22 protein-coding genes are annotated in these 19,629 nt (G+C 55.5%); 6 read left to right on the forward strand and 16 right to left on the reverse strand.

Features of this window, described 5'->3' with window-relative positions; all coding sequences use genetic code 11:
- The first annotated feature begins 40 nt into the window (after positions 1-40).
- Positions 41-1,327, forward strand: a complete 1,287-nt coding sequence (locus JK232_RS05490; protein ID WP_212588918.1) for an MFS transporter — start codon at positions 41-43, stop codon at positions 1,325-1,327.
- A 65-nt stretch (positions 1,328-1,392) separates the two neighbouring features.
- Here the strand turns inward: JK232_RS05490 and JK232_RS05495 are convergent, their stop codons facing one another.
- The 11 genes from JK232_RS05495 to gatZ all read right to left on the reverse strand — a co-directional run bounded on the left by JK232_RS05495 (position 1,393) and on the right by gatZ (position 12,804).
- A complete protein-coding gene (locus JK232_RS05495; RefSeq protein ID WP_072926377.1) occupies positions 1,393-2,490 on the reverse strand; it encodes an NADH:flavin oxidoreductase/NADH oxidase in 1,098 nt (365 codons plus the stop codon).
- A gap of 179 nt (positions 2,491-2,669) precedes the next feature.
- Positions 2,670-2,822: a DUF2474 domain-containing protein gene (locus JK232_RS05500; protein WP_072926376.1), complete on the reverse strand. Its 153-nt coding sequence runs from the start codon at positions 2,820-2,822 to the stop codon at positions 2,670-2,672.
- A gap of 34 nt (positions 2,823-2,856) precedes the next feature.
- Entirely contained in the window at positions 2,857-3,864 is a 1,008-nt protein-coding gene (gene cydB, locus JK232_RS05505; RefSeq protein ID WP_072926374.1) for a cytochrome d ubiquinol oxidase subunit II, read from the reverse strand.
- A gap of 1 nt (position 3,865) precedes the next feature.
- Positions 3,866-5,290 carry a cytochrome ubiquinol oxidase subunit I gene (locus JK232_RS05510; protein WP_072926373.1) on the reverse strand — a complete coding sequence of 475 codons (1,425 nt, stop codon included), beginning with the start codon at positions 5,288-5,290 and terminating at the stop codon, positions 3,866-3,868.
- Positions 5,291-5,708: 418 nt separating this feature from the next.
- A complete protein-coding gene (locus JK232_RS05515; protein ID WP_072926371.1) occupies positions 5,709-6,587 on the reverse strand; it encodes a LysR family transcriptional regulator in 879 nt (292 codons plus the stop codon).
- 753 nt (positions 6,588-7,340) lie between these two features.
- A complete protein-coding gene (locus tag JK232_RS05520) occupies positions 7,341-8,195 on the reverse strand; it encodes a tagatose bisphosphate family class II aldolase (protein ID WP_101834232.1) in 855 nt (284 codons plus the stop codon).
- 60 nt (positions 8,196-8,255) lie between these two features.
- Complete coding sequence (gene gatD, locus JK232_RS05525; RefSeq protein ID WP_212588919.1) at positions 8,256-9,305, reverse strand: galactitol-1-phosphate 5-dehydrogenase; 1,050 nt, start codon at positions 9,303-9,305, stop codon at positions 8,256-8,258.
- 47 nt (positions 9,306-9,352) lie between these two features.
- Positions 9,353-10,729: a PTS galactitol transporter subunit IIC gene (locus tag JK232_RS05530; protein WP_072926366.1), complete on the reverse strand. Its 1,377-nt coding sequence runs from the start codon at positions 10,727-10,729 to the stop codon at positions 9,353-9,355.
- Positions 10,730-10,734: 5 nt separating this feature from the next.
- Positions 10,735-11,019, reverse strand: a complete 285-nt coding sequence (gatB, locus tag JK232_RS05535) for a PTS galactitol transporter subunit IIB (protein WP_072926364.1) — start codon at positions 11,017-11,019, stop codon at positions 10,735-10,737.
- Positions 11,016-11,516, reverse strand: a complete 501-nt coding sequence (gene gatA / locus JK232_RS05540) for a PTS galactitol transporter subunit IIA (RefSeq protein WP_072926362.1) — start codon at positions 11,514-11,516, stop codon at positions 11,016-11,018. The genes gatB and gatA overlap by 4 nt, the downstream gene beginning before the upstream one ends.
- The gene (gene gatZ / locus JK232_RS05545; protein ID WP_212588920.1) at positions 11,503-12,804 is read right to left on the reverse strand and encodes a tagatose-bisphosphate aldolase subunit GatZ; all 1,302 of its coding nucleotides are present in this window, start codon (positions 12,802-12,804) and stop codon (positions 11,503-11,505) included. Before gatZ ends, gatA begins: the two co-directional genes overlap by 14 nt.
- Positions 12,805-13,186: 382 nt before the next feature.
- Here gatZ and JK232_RS05550 point away from each other — a divergent pair, with 382 nt between their 5' ends.
- A complete protein-coding gene (locus JK232_RS05550; RefSeq protein ID WP_072926359.1) occupies positions 13,187-13,978 on the forward strand; it encodes a DeoR/GlpR family DNA-binding transcription regulator in 792 nt (263 codons plus the stop codon).
- 42 nt (positions 13,979-14,020) lie between these two features.
- Here JK232_RS05550 and JK232_RS05555 read toward each other — a convergent pair whose 3' ends face one another.
- Positions 14,021-14,344: a hypothetical protein gene (locus tag JK232_RS05555; protein WP_072926357.1), complete on the reverse strand. Its 324-nt coding sequence runs from the start codon at positions 14,342-14,344 to the stop codon at positions 14,021-14,023.
- 288 nt (positions 14,345-14,632) lie between these two features.
- Between JK232_RS05555 and JK232_RS05560 the strand changes: the two genes are divergently transcribed.
- On the forward strand, positions 14,633-14,788 hold the full coding sequence (locus JK232_RS05560; RefSeq protein ID WP_212588921.1) for a hypothetical protein: 156 nt from the start codon (positions 14,633-14,635) through the stop codon (positions 14,786-14,788).
- Positions 14,789-15,341: 553 nt separating this feature from the next.
- On the opposite strand, the gene JK232_RS05565 is transcribed toward JK232_RS05560, so the two are convergent.
- Positions 15,342-15,623, reverse strand: a complete 282-nt coding sequence (locus tag JK232_RS05565; protein WP_212588922.1) for a hypothetical protein — start codon at positions 15,621-15,623, stop codon at positions 15,342-15,344.
- 78 nt (positions 15,624-15,701) lie between these two features.
- Here JK232_RS05565 and cspE point away from each other — a divergent pair, with 78 nt between their 5' ends.
- Positions 15,702-15,911, forward strand: a complete 210-nt coding sequence (gene cspE / locus JK232_RS05570; RefSeq protein ID WP_139300255.1) for a transcription antiterminator/RNA stability regulator CspE — start codon at positions 15,702-15,704, stop codon at positions 15,909-15,911.
- Positions 15,912-15,978: 67 nt separating this feature from the next.
- On the opposite strand, the gene JK232_RS05575 is transcribed toward cspE, so the two are convergent.
- The gene (locus JK232_RS05575; RefSeq protein ID WP_072926355.1) at positions 15,979-17,169 is read right to left on the reverse strand and encodes a multidrug effflux MFS transporter; all 1,191 of its coding nucleotides are present in this window, start codon (positions 17,167-17,169) and stop codon (positions 15,979-15,981) included.
- Complete coding sequence (locus JK232_RS05580) at positions 17,166-17,768, reverse strand: TetR/AcrR family transcriptional regulator (protein WP_072926354.1); 603 nt, start codon at positions 17,766-17,768, stop codon at positions 17,166-17,168. The genes JK232_RS05575 and JK232_RS05580 overlap by 4 nt, the downstream gene beginning before the upstream one ends.
- 210 nt (positions 17,769-17,978) lie before the next feature.
- Between JK232_RS05580 and JK232_RS05585 the strand changes: the two genes are divergently transcribed.
- On the forward strand, positions 17,979-18,176 hold the full coding sequence (locus JK232_RS05585; RefSeq protein WP_072926352.1) for a hypothetical protein: 198 nt from the start codon (positions 17,979-17,981) through the stop codon (positions 18,174-18,176).
- On the opposite strand, the gene crcB is transcribed toward JK232_RS05585, so the two are convergent.
- Positions 18,154-18,537: a fluoride efflux transporter CrcB gene (crcB, locus tag JK232_RS05590; protein WP_072926351.1), complete on the reverse strand. Its 384-nt coding sequence runs from the start codon at positions 18,535-18,537 to the stop codon at positions 18,154-18,156. The two genes, JK232_RS05585 and crcB, sit on opposite strands and share 23 nt — an antisense overlap.
- 251 nt (positions 18,538-18,788) lie before the next feature.
- Here crcB and JK232_RS05595 point away from each other — a divergent pair, with 251 nt between their 5' ends.
- Entirely contained in the window at positions 18,789-19,592 is an 804-nt protein-coding gene (locus JK232_RS05595; protein ID WP_072926349.1) for a deaminated glutathione amidase, read from the forward strand.
- Positions 19,593-19,629 lie beyond the last annotated feature (37 nt).

Consider the following 19,629-nt stretch of genomic DNA (forward strand, 5'->3'; position numbering starts at 1 on the left):
CGGTGCACCCCTTACCCTGCAAAGACTACGTGGAGTACTTATGTTTAAGAACTTACGTTGGACCATCGTGTTCTTGCTGTTCCTGGTCTACATGATCAACTACCTCGACCGGGTGGCGCTCTCGATAACCCTGCCGATGATTGAGCAGGACCTCACCCTGAATGCCGAGCAGTTCGGCATTATTTTCGGCAGCTTCTTCTTTGGCTACGCGTTGTTTAATTTTGTCGGCGGACTGGCCGTAGACAAATTCGGCCCGATGCTGGTGCTCGGCGTGGCGGTGGGGTTGTGGTCAATCTTCTGCGGCATGACGGCGCTGGCTTCCGGCTTCTATTCCATGCTGATCCTGCGCGTGCTGTTCGGTATGGCGGAGGGGCCGATCTGCTCCTCGGCCAATAAGATGATCAACGGCTGGTTCCCACGGAAACAGGCGGCAACCGCGATGGGCCTGCTGAGCGCCGGTTCCCCGCTGGGCGGCGCCGTGGCCGGGCCGATTGTGGGCTACCTGGCCCTGGCGTTTGGCTGGCGGCCGGCCTTTATGATCATCTGTGCGGTGGGCATCGTCTGGATGCTGGTCTGGTTCTTTGTGGTGGCGGACTCGCCGGAGAAAAGCCGCCGCACCGGTGAGCAGGAGCGCGCGCTGATCCGCGAGCTGAAAGCCGCTGACCAGAGCAGTGAAGAGGCGAATCAGCAGCCGGGCCATTCGCTGATGTTCTACCTGCGCCAGCCGATTATCCTGGTCACCGCGTTCGCCTTCTTCTGCTACAACTACATCCTGTTCTTCTTCCTGAGCTGGTTCCCGTCCTACCTGGTGCAGGCGCACGGGCTGAATATCAAAGAGATGAGCATCACCACCATGATCCCGTGGATTGTCGGCTTCGTCGGGCTGGCGCTGGGCGGCATTATTTCCGATGCGATTTTCCGCCTGACCGGCAAACTGCTGTTGTCGCGCAAAATCGTGCTGGTGGTCTGCCTGCTGGCGGCGGCGGCCTGCGTGGCGCTGGCGGGCACAGTCAGCCAGGTGGTGCCGGCGGTGCTGCTGATGTCGGTGTCGATCTTCTTCCTGTATGTCACCGGGTCTATCTACTGGGCGATTATTCAGGATGTGGTGCACACCTCCCGTATCGGCGGGGCCAGCGGCTTTATTCACCTGATCGGCAGTGTCTCCGGCATTATCGGCCCGATCGTGACCGGCTACATCGTCCAGAACACCGGCAAGTTCGACAGCGCCTTTATTCTGGCCGGGGCTGTGGCAGCGCTGGGGGCGATACTGGTGCTGTTTGTGGTGCGCCCGCAGCGCCCGGCCACCACACCCGCCGCCAGCCACTGACGCTGTGCGCATAAAAAAACAGCGTGCCCTTTTGCGGCACGCTGTTTTTTTGGCGAAACAACATATTATTCGCCGCGATAACGTTCCAGCCAGTGGGCGTAAGGCGGCGGCATCACCCACGAGGGGTTGTCGACGCCGAGGCGACGCGCGGCCATATAAGGCCAGTGCGGATCGGCCAGCATCGGCCGCGCCAGCATCACCATATCCAACTGGCCGTCACGGATCATGGCATCGGCTTCTTCCGGCTTGCTGATGTTCCAGCTGGTGGCGCAGGGCAGGCCGGTTTCCGTGCGTACCCTGGCGGTGAGATCCGCCAGCATATTTGCCCCCCACGGGATGTTTGCCTCCGGCGTGGAAAAGCCCATGCTGACGTCAATGAAATCCAGGCCGGCCTCTTTGAATTTCTTGATCAGGGCGATGGCGTCGGCGGTGGTTTCTTCGTCACGCCCGTCAAACTCGATCACCCCAAAACGGGCGGTGAGCGGCAGATGGGCCGGCCAGACCTGGCGCACCGCTTCCAGCGTCTCTAACAGGAAACGCCCACGGTTTTCCGCACTGCCGCCATACTCATCATTGCGCTGGTTGGAGTGTGCCGAGAAAAAGCTCTGGCCTAAATAACCGTGGGCAAAGTGCAGCACCAGCCACTCAAAACCGGCATCACGGGCGCGGGCAGCGGCACTGACGAAATCCGCTTTCACCCGGCCGATGTCCTCCGGCGTCATCTCACGCGGCACTTTTTGCAGGTTGGCACCAAACGCCAGCGCAGAAGGCGCCAGCGTTTCCCAGCCGCGCGGGTCATCTTCCGCGATGTGATCATCCCCCTCCCACGGGCGGTTGGCGCTGGCCTTGCGGCCAGCATGGGCGATCTGAATACCGGCCACGGCCCCGGCAGCTTTGATGTCACGCACAATCGGCACCAGCCGGTTCGCCTGCTCATCATTCCAGATGCCGAGGTCAGCCGGGGTGATGCGCCCTTCCGGCGCGACTGCCGTGGCCTCCACCACCACCAGCCCGGCACCGCCGCGCGCCAGCGAGGCGTAATGCGGCCCATGCCAGTCGGTGACCAGCCCATCTTCAGCCATGTACTGGCACATCGGCGAGACGGCAATGCGGTTGCGCAGCGTCAACCCTTTCAGTTGGAAGGGGGAAAAGAGTGAACTCATGGTGTCTCCTGGTTGCAGTAAGAAAATCGGTTGCGGTGAGGAAAACGCGCCCGGCGGGCAGAGAGATCAGTGTAATGGCTAACGGCAGGCTTTGCGTAAGGGAAGGGGGCAATAAAAAAGCCATCTCCGGGGAGATGGCTTGGGGTGTCAGCGTAAACGTATCCGCCGTGGGGGGACGTTTAGTGGGAGCGCATCCCGGCGGCGGTCATCATCAACCGGAACACCGTTGCCACGCAGCCCAGGGCCAGCACGCTGCCCGCGTAAATCGCGACCAGCCACAGCACACGTTTCCACAGCGGGGAAGGTGCCTGAGTATGGGTATTCTCAATCATCTGTTCTTCCTCAGTTATGCCAACAGGGGGATTATCAGTGGTAGCCTTCATCCGGGCTGATCTTCCCGCGGAACACGTAGTAGCTCCAGAAGGTGTAGACCAGAATGACCGGGATAATCAGCAGGCCGCCAACCAGCATGAAGCCCTGGCTCTGCGGCGGTGACGCTGCCTGCCAGATGCTGATGCCCGGCGGAATAATGTTCGGCCAGATGCTGATACCGAGACCGGTGAAGCCCAGGAACACCAGCGCCAGCGTCAGCAGGAACGGCGAGTAGTGCGCGTGGCGTTTCACGCTGCGCAGCAGGCCCCAGGCCGCCGCCACCACCAGTACCGGCACCGGCAGGAAGTAGAACAGGTTCGGCAGGGTGAACCAGCGGGTCGCGATGGCGCTGTGTTGCAGCGGGGTCCAGGCACTCAGTACCGCAATCGCCAGCAGCAGCAGGATAACCAGCGGTTTCACCAGCGCAGACATTTTACGGTGCAGCGCATGGTCGGTTTTCATGATGAGCCAGGTACAGCCCAGCAGCGCATACGCGATCACCAGACCGAAGCCACAGAACACGGTGAACGGCGTCAGCCAGTCCATCGCGCCGCCGGCAAAGGTACGGCCCTCGACCGGGAAGCCGTTGATGAACGCACCGACCACGATGCCCTGGCTGAAGGTCGCGATGACCGAGCCGGCGATGAAGGACTTGTCCCAGAAGGCGCGGTGCCCTTCGGTTGCCTTGAAACGGAACTCAAACGCCACGCCGCGGAAGATCAGGCCAATCAGCATGATGGTCAGCGGAATAGCCAGCGCGTCAGTGATGACGGCATAGGCCAGCGGGAAGGCGCCATACAGCGCCGCGCCGCCCAGCACCAGCCAGGTTTCGTTGCCGTCCCAGACCGGGGCGACGGTGTTAACCATCATGTCACGCTCAACCGCATCTTTGTTGAACGGGAACAGGAGGCCGATCCCCAGGTCAAAGCCGTCCATCACGATATACATCAGTGTGGAGAAGACGATGATGGTGAACCAGATAATAGAAAGATCGATACCCACGTTATTTACCTTCTTCCGGTTGGTTTAACGGTTCTTTCACCGCGGAGAGCGGACGGGCAGGGGTGTGTTTGGTCCCTGGGCCACCTTCCGGCGTATGGCTGCCTTCACCCATCTCCGGGCCTTTCTTGATCAGGTGGAACAGGTAGGTGTAACCCACGCCGAATACCGAGGAGTAGACCACGATAAAGGCGATCAGGCTGATGCTCATCTGCAGGTCACCGTGTGCCGACACCGCGTCTTTGGTACGCAGCAGGCCATACACGACCCACGGCTGGCGGCCGATCTCCGTCGTGAACCAGCCTGCCAGAATCGCGATCAGGCCAGACGGCCCCATCAGCAGGGTGAACCACAGGAAGGCGCGCGAGGTGTAGAGACGGTCTTTAAAGCGCAGCCACAGGCTGATCACGCCCATCAGCACCATCAACATGCCGAGGCCTGCCATGATGCGGAACGACCAGAACACAATGGTGGAGTTCGGGCGGTCTTCTTTCGGGAAGGACTTCAGCGCCGGTACCTGGTCATGCAGGCTGTGCGTCAGGATCAGGCTGCCGAGATACGGGATCTCCAGCGCATATTTGGTCTTTTCCTGCTCCATGTCCGGGATGCCGAACAGGATAAGCGGCGTCGGTTCATTCGGCGGGTTTTCCCAGTGGCCTTCAATCGCAGCAATTTTTGCCGGTTGATGGTGCAGGGTGTTCAGGCCGTGCATGTCGCCCAGCATCGCCTGGATCGGCGAAACAATCAGCGCCATCCACAATGCCATAGAGAACATCTTACGGATTGCCGGGGTGTCATGCTTACGCAGCAGATGCCAGGCCGCGGACGCGCCCACAAAGAAGGCGCTCGCCAGGAAGGCGGCGGTGGCCATGTGCATCAGGCGGAACGGGAACGACGGGTTAAAGACGATCGCCATCCAGTCAACCGGGATCACCATCCCGTCTTTCAGCTCGAAGCCCTGCGGGGTTTGCATCCAGCTGTTGGACGCCAGGATCCAGAAGGTAGAAATGATGGTACCGAGTGCCACCATGCAGGTGGCAAAGAAGTGCAGGCCACGGCCTACGCGGTTCCAGCCAAACAGCATGACGCCGAGGAAGCCGGCTTCGAGGAAGAAGGCGGTCAGCACTTCATAAGTCAGCAGCGGGCCGGTGATGCTGCCGGCAAACTGGGAAAAACCGCTCCAGTTGGTGCCGAACTGATACGCCATCACCAGGCCGGACACCACGCCCATGCCAAAGTTTACGGCAAAAATTTTCGACCAGAAGTGGTAAAGATCGCGGTAAACCTCGTTCTTTGACTTCAGCCACAGCCCTTCCAGCACAGCCAGGAAACTGGCCAGCCCGATAGTGATAGCCGGGAAAATAATATGGAAGGAGACAGTAAAGGCGAACTGTATCCTGGCGAGATGAAAGGCGTCTAATCCAAACATTGCTTACCTCGATCTAGCATAGCATCCTCGTTTATTTTTTATTTACCAGCAATTAACAAGTGAGCTACATTTTTGTGCGGTTCAGATAATTAACTGCGGATTTCTTTCCTTCTTTGATCACAAAATCAAAGCCGGTGAAAGGGCAAGCACAATAATATTGATCTGCATCATGGCGGTTACGATTATTGATATGAATTGTTTCTGATGGAGGTTATTTAGACTTTGTTTCAATGTTACGTTTTTATCGGGTAATGATAATGGGATGTGAAATTGGTGTATTTTATGTGGCTATATTGGAATAAAATCCAAAAATAGTTATCAGCATAATTGCCTGTGCATTTAGTTTAACGCAAAGGGAAATGTTGCCCTAATTCCTTAGGGCGAGGCGCTTTGCCACTGGAAAACCGGGGGCGTTGCATCAGGAGGTGAACAGGTTGCGGGTAAAATCGATAAAGCTTATCACCGTGGGTGACCGTTCCCACTTGCGGTAAATAATATTGATTTCAGAAGGAATAGCCGGCGCGGCCAGCGGCCGGTACACCACTTCCGGCAGAAACACCGTATTCGATAACACATCCGGCACTATGGCGACCCCCTCGTTAAAGGAGACGCGCGACAGGACATCCACCAGGCTGCCGGGGCTTTCACTTTTTTTAACTTTGAAGCCACCCCGGCGCGCGACCTCAATGGTGCCGTGGGGCTGCTCAGGAATAATGAATTTCTCATTGCGCAGCTCGAAGGGCTCTACCGGTTGCTGGCGGGCCGCCAGCGGGTGCGCGGCAGGCAGCGCGACGCAAAAAATATCTTGCTGAATATGCAGGCTTTTTATGTCATCCGGCAGGCGTATCGGGCTGCGGATAAAGGCAATATCCAGCTTGCCTTCGCTGACCATCACCGGCAATTCGTTCATAGGATATTCGCGCGGCGTAATGGTGACATTCAGGTTCTGCTTTCTGAATTGGGACAATAACTTACTTAAAATTCCTGACCAGAGCGCCGAACTGACGTAGCCCAACCCCAGATGCCCGACTTCCCCCCGGCTGGCTAAACGGCCGATCTCGCGCGCCCGCTCCGCCTGGGCCAGGGTCGCGTTGGCTTCCACCAGAAACAGGGCACCGGCCTGGGTCAGGCTCACACTGCGTTTGGTGCGGGTAAAGAGTTCGACGCCAATCGACTCTTCCAGTTGCTTGATCTGTACTGAAAGGGTAGGGGCCGCGATGCCTAATTTCTCAGCTGCCGCGCCAAAATGCAGCTTTTCTGCCAGAACCACGAAGTAATGAAGATGCCTGAGTTCCATGTGTTACCTATAATTAGTTTATACCTAATAGTAGCTAAAAAAATTTGCATGAGCAGTAACTAAAAGTTTTCACAGCATGAAAAATCTTGTTACATAGGTGCGTAAAATATCGCCTCTCAAAAAAATAGCTGCGATAAAGCGGATAAATCACGCCATTAAAAATGTGTTAACACGAAGGCGCGAAAACAAAGGCGTGCCGGGCCGCGTTATTATTGAGCGGTATTGTCTGATAGCTCTTTATAACCTTTTCCCCTGACGTTTCAGGCTGGCGTATTTGTCACAGTATCGCGAACCTGTTAATGTAAATAATTCTCATTTAAGCAGGGCAACAAATATCACAGCGTTTTCGCCCTCATGGTTATTATCTATTTTCTGTTGGATGGCCTGTTATTTATTCCCCGCCTGATTTATGACCCACTGCGTCTCTCCATTCCTATATGGCCAGCGCCCTGCTATTGCCGGCGGCACAGGCTGCCGGTAATTGAAAATGTCAGTGACATAGGGTGCGGGTTACCTGAATAGCCAGGTATACAGACAGCCAGATACACGATTCATTCATTCGCCCGCTATTAGTTACAACGTACTTATGACGAGATGTCCTGGTGGCTTCCACATACAGTACCTCAGCAGCACCCGTTTTGCTGAAAGAACGGCTATCAGAACGGAAACAGCGCGTTCAGTCGGGCAGGGCAAGTGCATGAGTGTGTGATGAGGGTACCGGGCATCCCGGCCCCGGTACACGTGCCCCAAAAGTCAGAGTTTGTCTGCGCTGCCGCACATCAGGATCTTCTCTTCGACCACTTTACGCATGGCGTCTTTACCGGGCTGAATGTAATGGCGCGGGTCATTGGCCTCAGGATGGTGGCTGAAATAGGTTTTCACTGCATCAGCAAACGCCATCTTGAGTTCTGTCGCCACATTCACTTTGCAAATGCCGGAGGCGATGGCGCGTTTCACCATGAGGTCAGGTAACCCGGAGGCTCCGTGCAGCACCAGTGGGGTATCGGTGTGAGAGCGGATCTGCACCAGGCGGGCAAAATCCAGTTGCGGTTCGCCGTCGTACAACCCATGCGCTGAGCCAATCGCAACCGCCAGCGAATCAATACCGGTTCTGCTGATAAAGCCTGCGACACTGAGCGGGTCGGTAAAAAAGCTCTCTTTTTCTGACACGGTCAGATCATCTTCCTGGCCGCCCAGCCGGCCCAGCTCTGCCTCGACGCTGGCATCATAACCGTGACAAAACTGCACCACGGCCGCCACCTGAGCAATGTTTTGCTCAAACGGGGCGTGGGAGGCGTCAATCATCACTGAGCGGACACCGGCGCAGACTTTATGCGCAATGTCAGCAGGGTCGTCATGGTGATCCAGATGTAATGCCAGTGGGCGTTGCGTGGTGCGTGCCGCCTCGCGGCAAATGGCGACCAGATAGTCTACCCCGGCATAGTTAAATGTGCCGGGCGTGCCCGCCAGAATCACCGGCGATCCCATGCGCGCTGCGGTGTCGGCCACCACCTGAATGGTTTCCAGATTATGGATATTAAAGGCAGGCACCGCGTAGCCTTCGCGTTGTGCTTTGCGGAGCATTTCCCGTGTTGATATCAGATACATACTTTTTTCTCGGCAAAACCGCAGCCGCCCGGTACACCCCACCGGAGGCTGCCGGAAAGGTTAGTGGGCAGTAAAATTCAACAGGAGTTTTCCCTGCATCGGCCGACCCTGCAGGGCGCTGACGTCCTGGGCAAATTGCGCAGCATCACCGATGTGGGCAATTAAAGGGGCCAGTGTCAGGGCACCTTTGCTGAACAGGGCTTGTGCCTGTTGCCACTCCACGCCCGGCCAGCCGGTGGAGTAGTTCATCCAACTGCCCAACAGCGTAAGTTCTTTGCGCAGGATCTGGCCGAATACCGGCGCAGTCAGCGTCAGGTCTTTATGTAGCGTACCGATTAATGCCAGTTGGGCGCGCGGCCCGGCAATCTCAATCGCCAGGGCGATGGTTTGCGGGGTGCCTGCCGTTTCGAGGATTAACTGATCAAAGCGCTGTTTATGCAGTTGCGCGGCAATCTCCTGCGCGTTCAGCGTTGCACTGTTCACTGTCAGGGTGGCTCCGCTGGTTTGTGCCTGCGTCAGGCGCCCGTCGTTGATGTCCAGCGCCGTGACGGACGCCGCCCCCAGCGCGCGGGCACATTGAATCACCAACTGTCCGATGGTGCCTGCGCCAATTACCACTACATGTTTGTTTTCACAACCACCGGCAAGATGCAGCGCATGCAAGCCGACTGTGACCGGCTCAAAGAACGCGCCCTGTAACAATGAGGCATCCGCCGGGAGTTTGAACAACGCCGGGCGCTTGACCACGATGTATTCGGCGTGGCCGCCTTCTGACCGTGAGCCGATAAACTGATAGTGTTTACACTGTGAATAGAGGTGCCGGCGGCACTCTTCACAAGTAAAGCAGGGTTGCAGCGGCACGCAGGCCACGCGATCACCGGCCGCCAGATCGGTGATGCCGTCGCCGCATCGCACCACTTCGCCACTGAACTCGTGGCCCAGCGTGATCGGGTAGTAATGCGCGCCGGAGGCAAAAATACGGGGGATGTCAGAGCCACATAATCCGGAATAGGCGATGCGGACCAGTACGTCATCCGGCTGGGTAACAGAGGGCTGCGGCCGTTCTTCTACCGATACCTCGCCGTTTGCGTGAATCACAACAGATTTCATAACCAGCTCCTGAAAGGGGGCGTCCGCCCCCGTTGAATGAGAGGGCATCAGACTTTTGCCGCTTTTTGCAGGGCCGCCGCCTGGGCATCGGCTCGCATAAACCCGCGGGCGCGCCGCCATGTCAGGAAGACCCCCAGTGCATAGATCACACCGATGACCAGCAGGCCTGTCAGGTTTTTCCAGGTCAGCAGTTCAACCAGCAGGTAGGTGATCGGGGAGCCGCCCTGATCCATTGAGGCGACTAACCCGCCTGCCTGTTTCAGGGTGCCGGCATTCGTCGCCAGTTGGGTATGCAGGCCAATGGTCTGGGTCGCTATCCACAGGGTCATGCTCATGATGAGGGTGCCTGAGATCAGCGTGCGGAACAGGTTGCCCTGATGCACGGCTACCGCAATGGCCACGAAGAAGCCGATGGTCGCCAGATCGCCGAACGGCAGCACCTGGTTCCCCGGCACCAGGACGGCGATCAGGATAGTCAGCGGAATAAAGATCAGGCTGGCAGAGACTACCGAGGTATGCCCCAGCAGCAGGGCAGGGTCGAGACCAATCAGGAACTCCTGCCCGCCAAACTTCGCCTGGAGCTTTGTGCGGGCATGGCGTGCAATCGGCGTCAGGCCATCCATGATCGGCTTGATGACCCGTGGCATCAGCAGCATGACGGCAGCGGTTTTTACGGCCAGTTGCAGCACGTTTTTGACATCGTACCCGGCCAGGAAACCAATCAGCAGCCCCATCACAAAGCCCACGGTGACCGGCTCACCGAAGGGGCCGAAACGCCGCTGAACATCATCCGCACTGAAATGGATTTTGTTCAGGCCGGGGATCTTGTCGATAACGGTATCAACCAGCACGGCAATCGGCCCGAGATAGGCGGAGGAGCCGTGAGGAATGGCGATCCCTTCCAGGGCGAAATAGTCGCGGGTATCTTTAGCAAACCAGTCGCCCAGTTTGTAGATGAACGCGGCATGTACCACTACGCCCAGGATCGCCAGCCAGTAAGAGCCTGTCGCGATATGCACCAGTGCGCCGGTAAAGGTCATGTGCCAGATATTCCAGATATCGACATTGACTACCCGGGTCATCCGGGTGACCAGCATCACAATATTGACCGCAATGGCAATCGGGATTGCCACCAGCGCAATCTGCGAGGCCCAGGTCATGGGGGAAGAGCCGGGCCAGCCGACATCCACCACGTGCAGGTTAATTTCAAAATGTTCGGCCATGGCTTTGGCCGCCGGGCCGATGGAATCAAGCATCAACCCGATGACCAGCCCTATGCCGACAAACCCGATGCCGATATGGATGCCGGACTTAAACGCATCGCCCAGTTTCATGCCCAGCAGCAGGGAGAACAGGATGATCACAATAGGCAGCATCACAGTGGGGCCGAGATCGAGGATGTAGCGCATGATGTCGGTAAACATGGCAATCACTCCTGCAGCAGCATCAGTATCTTCTGTTTAAGGGCATCAATGCCGACGCCTGACACAAACGGCATTCCATGCACCAGCGGAATCGTACCGAATTGACGATCCACCCTGGCCGTGGTGCAGATCAGGTCAGCTCCGTCCATATAGGTTTCAATTTCAGTGACCCGGCACTGCACCAGATCAAGCTGGATATGGTGTTCCGCGCACAACTCCTTGATCTCTTCTGCGGCCAAAGTGGATGTGGCGACCGCGCCGCCACAGGCCACAATAATTTTTCTTTTCATGGGAGAACTCCTTGCTGTTGTTGGTGTTGAGACGTAGGGGAGGAGGGCAGTGAAAACAGACGCCGGCGGAACAGTTCGCCCAGCGCCTCATCCGGTGCGGCTAATAACGCATCCAGAAAATCAGGCTCCTGTAACTGGCCAAACAGGGTGCGCAGCAATACCAGCTGCTGCTGGGGATCCGTCACAATCAGCGCAATGATCAAAGAGACAGTGAGAGTGCTCTCGTCATCAGCCTGCTGAAACGGCACCGGCTGAGCCGGGCGAATCAGATAAAGCGCGGGGCGGCGGGCATGTTCCGCGCTGCAATGGGGAATGGCGACCGCGTGCTTATCCAGGGCAATGCCGGTCGGGAACTCTGCTTCCCGCGCCAGCAGGGCGGCAGGATAACCGGGGTGAACCACGCCCTGGGCCAGCATCTCCTGGCCGATATGCACCAGCGCCTGTTCCGCATCAGCAAAGTGAAGGCCGGACGTGGCAAAAATTTCACATGGCTGCATGGGCAGGCTCCTCAGACGGGGAATAACCGGGCGCGCACCCTACGCGATACGCGCGCAGCACATCCTGGATTTTGTCGATGATCAGGGCATGGGGCGTGGCGGCCAGCTGCCCGGCCAGCACACGCTGGAATTGCACCGGCAGATGCTGGCTGAGCAGGCCAAGCGGCAGGTCAGTGTGCTGAAGGTTGGCAAGCAGGGTATCCAGCGCGGCCTGAATACGGGGATGAGACCAGTAGTAGCGGATGCGGTCAGACAGGCTGAAATGCAGGTCGACCAGCGCCTGGCTGAACGTCGGGTGGTAATATTTTTTCCAATAATGGGGTTCATCCAGCATGACGCGGTCGATCACATCCAGAATCTGGCTGCGTGATTCCGGCGCAGTCAGCGTATGTTCCATTGCGGCCAGGGCAAAGATTGCCTCGCGCAAGGCAAACGTCAGCGCCGGGCCCACTTTGAGAATGGCGTAATGATCCCGCACCAGTTGTTGGTAAGCCTGCGGTGTCTGGTAATCGGTGGAGTGCGCCTCGTACACCAGTGGGGTGGTAGTAATGAAATGGGTCAGTGCCTGGGCGGCCTCAGGCTGATAGTGCACGACGCGGGAGTGGTCAAACTCGACGCCCGGTTGCACGACCAGCGCAATAATACGGGAGATTGCGTCATCGAGCCCGGCTTGCTGAAAAGCCTGATAGTGCAGCTGAAGGGTGTCGGCGGCCGCTTCCGGAGTGGTGATATGCACCTGTTCGATGGCGGTGGCTTCGCCCCCCGGCACCGGCACTTCAGTGCCGATGACATACGTCAGGGTTTCCCGCTGGGCCAGGGTGGCCGCGGTTTCCGCCACGCGGCAGAGGCGCGCCGCACGCGCTGCCACCACGGCCGGCGGCAGCGGAACCGGATCATCTGCACAGGACATGGAGGCATCCAGATGGATCTTGCTGAACCCGGCACGGACATAGTCCGCTATCATCACTTCCGCTTTTTGCATTGCACTTTCTGCAGGCTCATGTTGCCAGCAGTTCGGCCCAAGGTGGTCACCACCCAGGATCAGGCGCTCCGCCGGAAAGCCGGTACGCTGGGCCAGTGTCAGTACCGCCTCACGAAACGCTGCCGGGGTCAGGCCGGTATAGCCGCCAAACTGATTGACCTGATTGGAGGTGGCCTCAATCAGCACTTTGCGCTGGCTGGTGAGATCAAAACGCAGCGTGGCTTCAATAACCCAGGGGTGTGCAGAGCAGACAGAACAGATGCCGACAGCGTCGCCCTGCTTGTGTTGCTGGATAATTTCTTTCATTTTCAATCTCCGTTTGTTTTCGAATAACAATCGGTTTATTTCGAAATCACTGCAATCCTGCCCTGTTTGATTCGTGATATAGATCGAGTTTATTTTTACGTTTTCTTTCTTTTTGCTTTTTCTTTTCGAACGACTTCGCATGATGCAGGGGTAAGGCAGAACGTGAATCAAAACGCTGGTGAATGAATGCGTTATTTGTATAATTTGAGGTTATATATTGATTTTTAAGAAAATAATTAGCGTTGTTTCTATTGATTTTCATAAGCGCTGGTGCGGCATTCAGACGGCGGGGCAGAGAGCAAAGCGCGGATAAAAATTTTTCTCCCCTTTCGTATGGTGTTTGTTTACACTGGGAGAAATAGGGAAAAGCGGGCTGGACATTATGAACTCTTATGAGCGACGCCATAAAATAGTAGATTTGGTGAATCTTCAGGGCAGTGTATTAGTCACCGAGCTTTCAGACGCTTTCGATGTTTCGGAAGTGACGATCCGGGCAGATCTTCGCCTGCTGGAGGAGCGGGGCATGGTGCTGCGCTTTCACGGCGGCGCAGCCAGGCCGGGGGAAGCAGCAGACACCTGGCTGGCGGAGAGCAGTAAAGAAGCCGTTGAGGTGGTTCTGGAGGATCGTTACCGTTTGGCCAAGGATCCGAAAAAGCGGATTGCTCAGGCGGCTGCAGCGATGATTAACGTCGGGGATACAGTGATTCTCGACAGCGGCAGCACCACGATGCTGATTGCTGAAGAGTTGGTAAGCCGGTCAGACATCACGATTATTACCAACAATCTACCCGCGGCTTTTGTGCTTTCGGAAAATAAAGATATCACGCTGGTGATCTGCGGCGGCACCCTGCGCCATAAAACCCGGTCTATGCACGGCACAGTTGCGGAGTCAGCATTACAAGGGATTTCTGCCAATCTGATGTTTGTTGGTGCAGATGGGCTGGATGCGGTTAACGGCATCACGACGTTTAATGAGGGTTATTCAATCAGTGGCGTGATGGCAAAGGCTGCCAAACGGGTTATTGCCGTGACGGATGCCTCGAAATTTGGCCGGCGCGGTTTTAACCAGGTTCTTCCCCTGACGCAAATCGATACGGTGATTACGGATAACGGCATCGGCGACGATGAACAACAGGCACTGACCCAGAGCGGGATACAGGTTGTTATCGTATAAGGGCAATAGAAAACAAGAAGCCCCGAAGGGCTTCAGAAGAGGCTATTTCGCTGATGGCGCGGGCGGCATCGGAGGCAGTTCAACCACTGACACCCGGACTTCATAATGGCCGCCGCTTTTTTGCGGCATAACAGAAAGCAACTTGTTCAGCCCTTCCGTTGGGTTGTCTGTTTGCAGCGATGCCTGATAGAGCGGGATCAGCGGTGGGGGCATTTTGCCTGGGAAGCCATCATGCGGCCCCCTGCCTTCATTTATTGAAGGTGGCGCGTCATGCGCTTTCTCTGCCGGGGCGGCTGTCGCTGAAACGCTGGATGCAGTCAGGGCCAGTGCCAGCAGGCCTGCCGCCGTTAAACCGATCTTCTTCATAAAAACCTCCAGTAACCGGGCAACATCGCCCGGCCCCTTATCAAACGCTTTCCCACAGAGGCGCTCAAGGTGCTTTACGCAACCTTTTCTCTGCTAACGCAAACCTGAATATTGAGAAACATTTTAGTTCCCCGCAGGATTTATATAACGTGACTTTTTGATAATTAAGAGGTTTACGGCTTAACACTGTTTTCATGCCTGGCGGCGGCAGAAAAGCGGGGGGAAATCCTACTGGGGAAAACATGAAACCCAGTAATGCTCCTGTCACTGCTATAGCTGGAGGGGGGTATGGCTTACATCGCCATCCGGTCAGCGCAGCAGGCTGTTTTTTATTTTTCCCAGGCAAAGGTGATGACACCTTTTTGGGACAGGCTAAAGAAGGAGGAGCGGCCTGGTCAAAAAATGACGCTAAGGCTTAAAAAATCTGGGAAATCAGGGCAATAACCGCGACCCAGAACAGTGCACACCCGCCCAGGATCAATTTCCAGGCTACAGGGCTGCTGACAGAATCGATGTTGAAAACCGGTTGCTGCTGCTGTTGCTTGATAACGTGCTGATGGCTGTTCATGATGCTCGATCTCGCAGTGAAATTTAGGATTAATCGTACACGATGGCGTAACGGAGCGTGAATATAAACTATACAAACTGATAATGCATTCTAAAAAATGAGATTAAAGAATGTAATTTCTTCTAAGAATAGTCCTATCCATGAATAATAGTGGTTTAGCAACCAGTAGTTTTGAGTTTCCGTAAGAATATTTTTATTAACTTATTGATTTTTAATGTCTTTATTAAGTTGTAAACAAAAAGTAAGAGAGAAGTGATGGCGATCACATATCGCGTTCTGCCTGTCCAGAGGCCTTTTTTACAAAAAAATGCCCTGTTTGCGATGAGGTAGGTTAGTAAAAATAGGTCAATAAAAATGATACATAGAGCCAATTAAAGAAATTGTAAAAAAAGAGTTTTTCAAAAAGAAAATTATATAGAACTTAAATGATTAGCTTGTTATATATTTGCCGCCTCTTTGATTGCCATACCCTGCCGGCTTTTTAAAAAACCATGACATATATCCGGCGCGTGCTTTTCTTATGATAAATGATAAAAAACAAAAAGTTATGAAGAGGTAGCGGAGGGCGGTAAGCGCATAGGGGCATAAAGGAAAATATCGGGCGTTTATAAATTCCGGCAAGAGAGAAAAGCGGGCGTCCAGCTTTTTTTGCAGTAATTGCGAGGTAAAGAAGAAATTTGCGACATTTATCGCTTTATCGTCTTCTGCCACTGGACAAACCTCCGGCTAATTGCTGTACTGTTACCCGACACACATTTTGTGTCGTTCATTCACGTAAAGGTAAGTTTGATGTCTAAGATTAAAGGTAACGTTAAGTGGTTCAATGAGTCCAAAGGCTTTGGTTTCATTACTCCTGAAGATGGCAGCAAAGATGTATTCGTACACTTCTCCGCTATCTCCAGCAATGGTTTCAAAACCCTCGCTGAAGGTCAGCGTGTAGAGTTTGAAATCACTAACGGTGCCAAAGGCCCGTCAGCTGCTAACGTTGTTGCGATCTAATCGCCCCAATTCTGAAAAAACCCGCCTCGGCGGGTTTTTTTATGTCTGCTGATGGCGAAATTGCCTGTCAGAGGCGCTGCTTGCGCACTAACAACGTAAAGCAAAGAATCGCCAGCAGGTAACAGCCAAAGATCGTGTACGCCATAGAGAACGCCGACGTACCATGCAGCCCAGTCAGCGGCACACTGATCGCACCCAGCGTAAACATCGTCATACCTATCAGGGCAGAGGCACTGCCTGCGCTTTTACCTTGTGACTGCATCGCCAAGGAAGAGGCGTTTGGCCCGACCACCCCAATGGTAAATACCGAGAAGAATAACGGAATCAACAGCATAAACAGCGGGGCATGAAGATAACCGGCAATCATCAGCAGGAAGGAAGAGGTCGCCGCGATAACCAGGCCCAGTTTCACCACTTTCAGCTCACCCCATACCAGGCTCAGGCGGGTTGAAAGCTGGGCTGCTATGACCAGCCCAATGCCGTTAAGCGCAAAGCAAAAGCTGAACATCTGGGGCGTGAGATGATAAATCTCCTGCAATACAAAAGGAGAAGCACCAATATAAGCAAACATCCCGGCGGTGATACAGCCTTGCGTCAGGCACAGTCCCATGAACTGCCGTTGACGCAGTAACCGGCCAAGGTTACCCAGCAGGGAACCTACTCCCCCTTGTGCGCGGCGTTCCACCGGCAGGGTTTCATGCAGCCGCCAGCGGGAGATGATGATCAGCACCGCCGCGATGGCCGCCAGTACCACAAAAATTCCGCGCCAGTTCATGATGCTCATCAGCCCACCGCCCAGCACCGGTGCCAGAATCGGGGCCAGCCCATTGACCAGCATCAAAAGCGCAAAGAAACGGGTCAGCTCATGGCCGGCATAGAGATCGCGGGCAATAGCGCGCGACAGCACCGCCCCGCCGGCACCGGCCAGCCCCTGCAACAACCTGGCAGCAATCAACTGGTGGATGTCCGGCGCGACAGCACACCAGACCGAAGCGGCCAACAACAGCAATAATGAAAACAGCAGTGGCCGCATCCGGCCGAGGTTGTCACTCAGCGGGCCGAAGATCAGCTGCCCAAGCCCGAGGCCAAATAGACCGGCTGTCAGGCTAAGTTGGGTCAGGGCAGTGGCGCTGTGTAATTCAACGGAGAGTTGCGGCAGGGCCGGCAGGTAAAGATCGGTACAAAGAGGGCCGAGGGCGGCCAGGGATCCTAAAGCCAGCGCATAACCTAAACGCTGACGGGCGATGTGTTTACTCATGGGTCTTCCGAAGCAGGGAGAATTGTTGTGAATAGCGACAAATAAAACGTGTTCAGTAACGAAGGATTGGCTTTCTGATGGTTTAACCGGCGAAACGCCGTGCCTTCACACATCACTGCCATAAATTCAACCCACACGGCGAGCTGTTCCTGGTTCAGTTCGGGCCGCAGCCCGGTCAACATATCCATTGCCTGACCGAACAGCCTGTCGTCCGCCTCGCGCAGGATACGGGCGACCGTAGGATTGCGGGTGGCTTCTGCGGCCACCTCCAGCATCAATGCGTGATCAATTTCCCGTTCTTGTGGGTCACCTGCCAATAACCGGTGAGACAGCATGGCGGCTGTCTCCTGCACATCGCCTTTTTTGAACTGCATGTGGTTTACTTTCGTTTCCACAATACGGCGGACGATCTCTTCGATAATGGCATCTTTATTGGTGAAATAACGGTAGATCTGGCCCACGCTCAAGGCTGACATCTGGGCAATTTCTGCCATGCCGGCACCATGAAATCCATGATTCCGAAAGCAAATGCGTGCAGCAGTGATGATTTGATCGCGCCGCAGACGGGCACGCTCCTCTTTATTGAGCGGCTGATTCATCGCATGTTCCGGGTCAGTATGGGCAAGCACTCTCATGCCGGAGCAAAGGTTGCAGGCAAATGAGAACGAACGTTCACAGTGAATTGTATGACATTAGCCTACACAGGGAAATAACAAATTACCGGCCGCAGACAGGCCAGGCCGGGGGGAGGGCAGCAGAGAAGGGCATGTTACCGGCGCGCCGGAAGCGCGCTGCCGGAGGTGTTAAAGATGAAAATATTGATAGAAAAAACTGACCACAACCGCCAGACAAAAAAGAAGGGTCAGGCATTCAACAGAGGTTTTTGGCAGGGTGAACATCATCAGTATCTCTGGCAGGCCTACGAGAAATTGATTATTACCCACCAAGATGAAGGAAACATGAAGGGGCGTCTCTTTACTGCACTCAACGCCCGCTGTACGCACTGACAATCAGGAAGGCCAGGCTGGTCATCAGCAGTGAACCGGCAAGGTTCAGCACGATATTCAGGCCCGCGGCTGCCAGCCGTCCCTCTTGCAGCTGATAAACCACTTCCAGTGAGAAAGTGGAAAAGGTCGTCAATCCGCCACAAAAGCCGGTGGTGATTAACATTTTCCATACCGGATCAATTTGCGTCAGCCGGGCCAGCGTGGCGATCCCCAGCCCGATAATAAATGCCCCGACCAGATTAACCGTCAGGGTACCGAGCGGCAGCACCGCAGAGAGGGGATTCATTTTCAGGCTGACGTACCAGCGGGTGACGCTGCCCAGACCACCACCAATAAATACGGCAAGAAGTGTAGCGAACATAAAAAACCTGTCTGTAGAAAGGGAGAGGCACGGAGGCGAACCTACGCACCCGGCGACGCAGGCATCATCAGCCCTGAGGCGGTTAGGGGAGTAGCATCCCCGTAGCGCGGCAAGCGTAACGTATTTTTATGTGGCCCGTCATCTTCCTCAATAAAACGTGTGTTAAAAAAGCGTGTATTGTACGTAATAACCATGATTTGTTTTATCCCTCAACGCCGCGCGCAGCTGTGCACACCAGCAAGGAGTGAATTATGAAGGTTGCCCTGGGTCAGTTTGTCATCTCCTCCCAATGGCAGAATAACGCGGAAACGTGCCAGATTCTGATGGCGCGGGCAGCGCATGACGGGGCCGATTTACTGGTCTTGCCGGAAGCCTGTATGGCGCAGGACGGCAGCGATGCCGATGGCGTGTTGCGCCTGGCCCAACCGCTGGACGGGCCGTTTGTCAGCCAGTTGTTGTCGGCCAGCCGCGGCAGTTCGTTAACAACCATTGCCGGTATGCACACCCCCAGTGGCGACGGGCTGGTCTATAACGTGCTGGTGGTGATACGTGATGGCCGGCTTATCGCCCATTACAATAAGCTGCACCTGTATGATGCCTGGGAAATGAAAGAGTCGAAAAACGTTAAGCCAGGCAATACGCTGCCGCCTTTGCTGGAAATCGCCGGCTTTAACATAGGGCTGATGACTTGCTACGACGTGCGATTCCCGGATATGGCGCGCCGCCTGGTGATGGACGGGGCCGACGTGCTGGTGGTGCCTTCTGCCTGGGTGAAAGGCCCGCTGAAAGAGAAACACTGGGAAGTGCTGAATACGGCAAGGGCGCTGGAAAATACCAGTTACCTGATTGGGGTCAGTGCCTGTGGCGGGCGCAATATCGGCAATAGCCTGGTAATTGACCCGATGGGAATGGCCATTGCCCGCGCCGCGGAGGAACCCGCGCTGATTTTTGCCGAACTGGACAAAGCGCGGTTAGCGCAGGTTCGCCAGGCCTTGCCGGTGCTGGCAAACCAACGTTTCGTCAGGCCGGTACTGCGTGATGAACAGGACGCCTGAAAAAATCTCACTCTGTTACATATTGTCATTGAGTTGC

It is taken from the genome of Nissabacter archeti, from assembly GCF_018257325.1.
Taxonomy (GTDB): domain Bacteria; phylum Pseudomonadota; class Gammaproteobacteria; order Enterobacterales; family Enterobacteriaceae; genus Chimaeribacter; species Chimaeribacter arupi.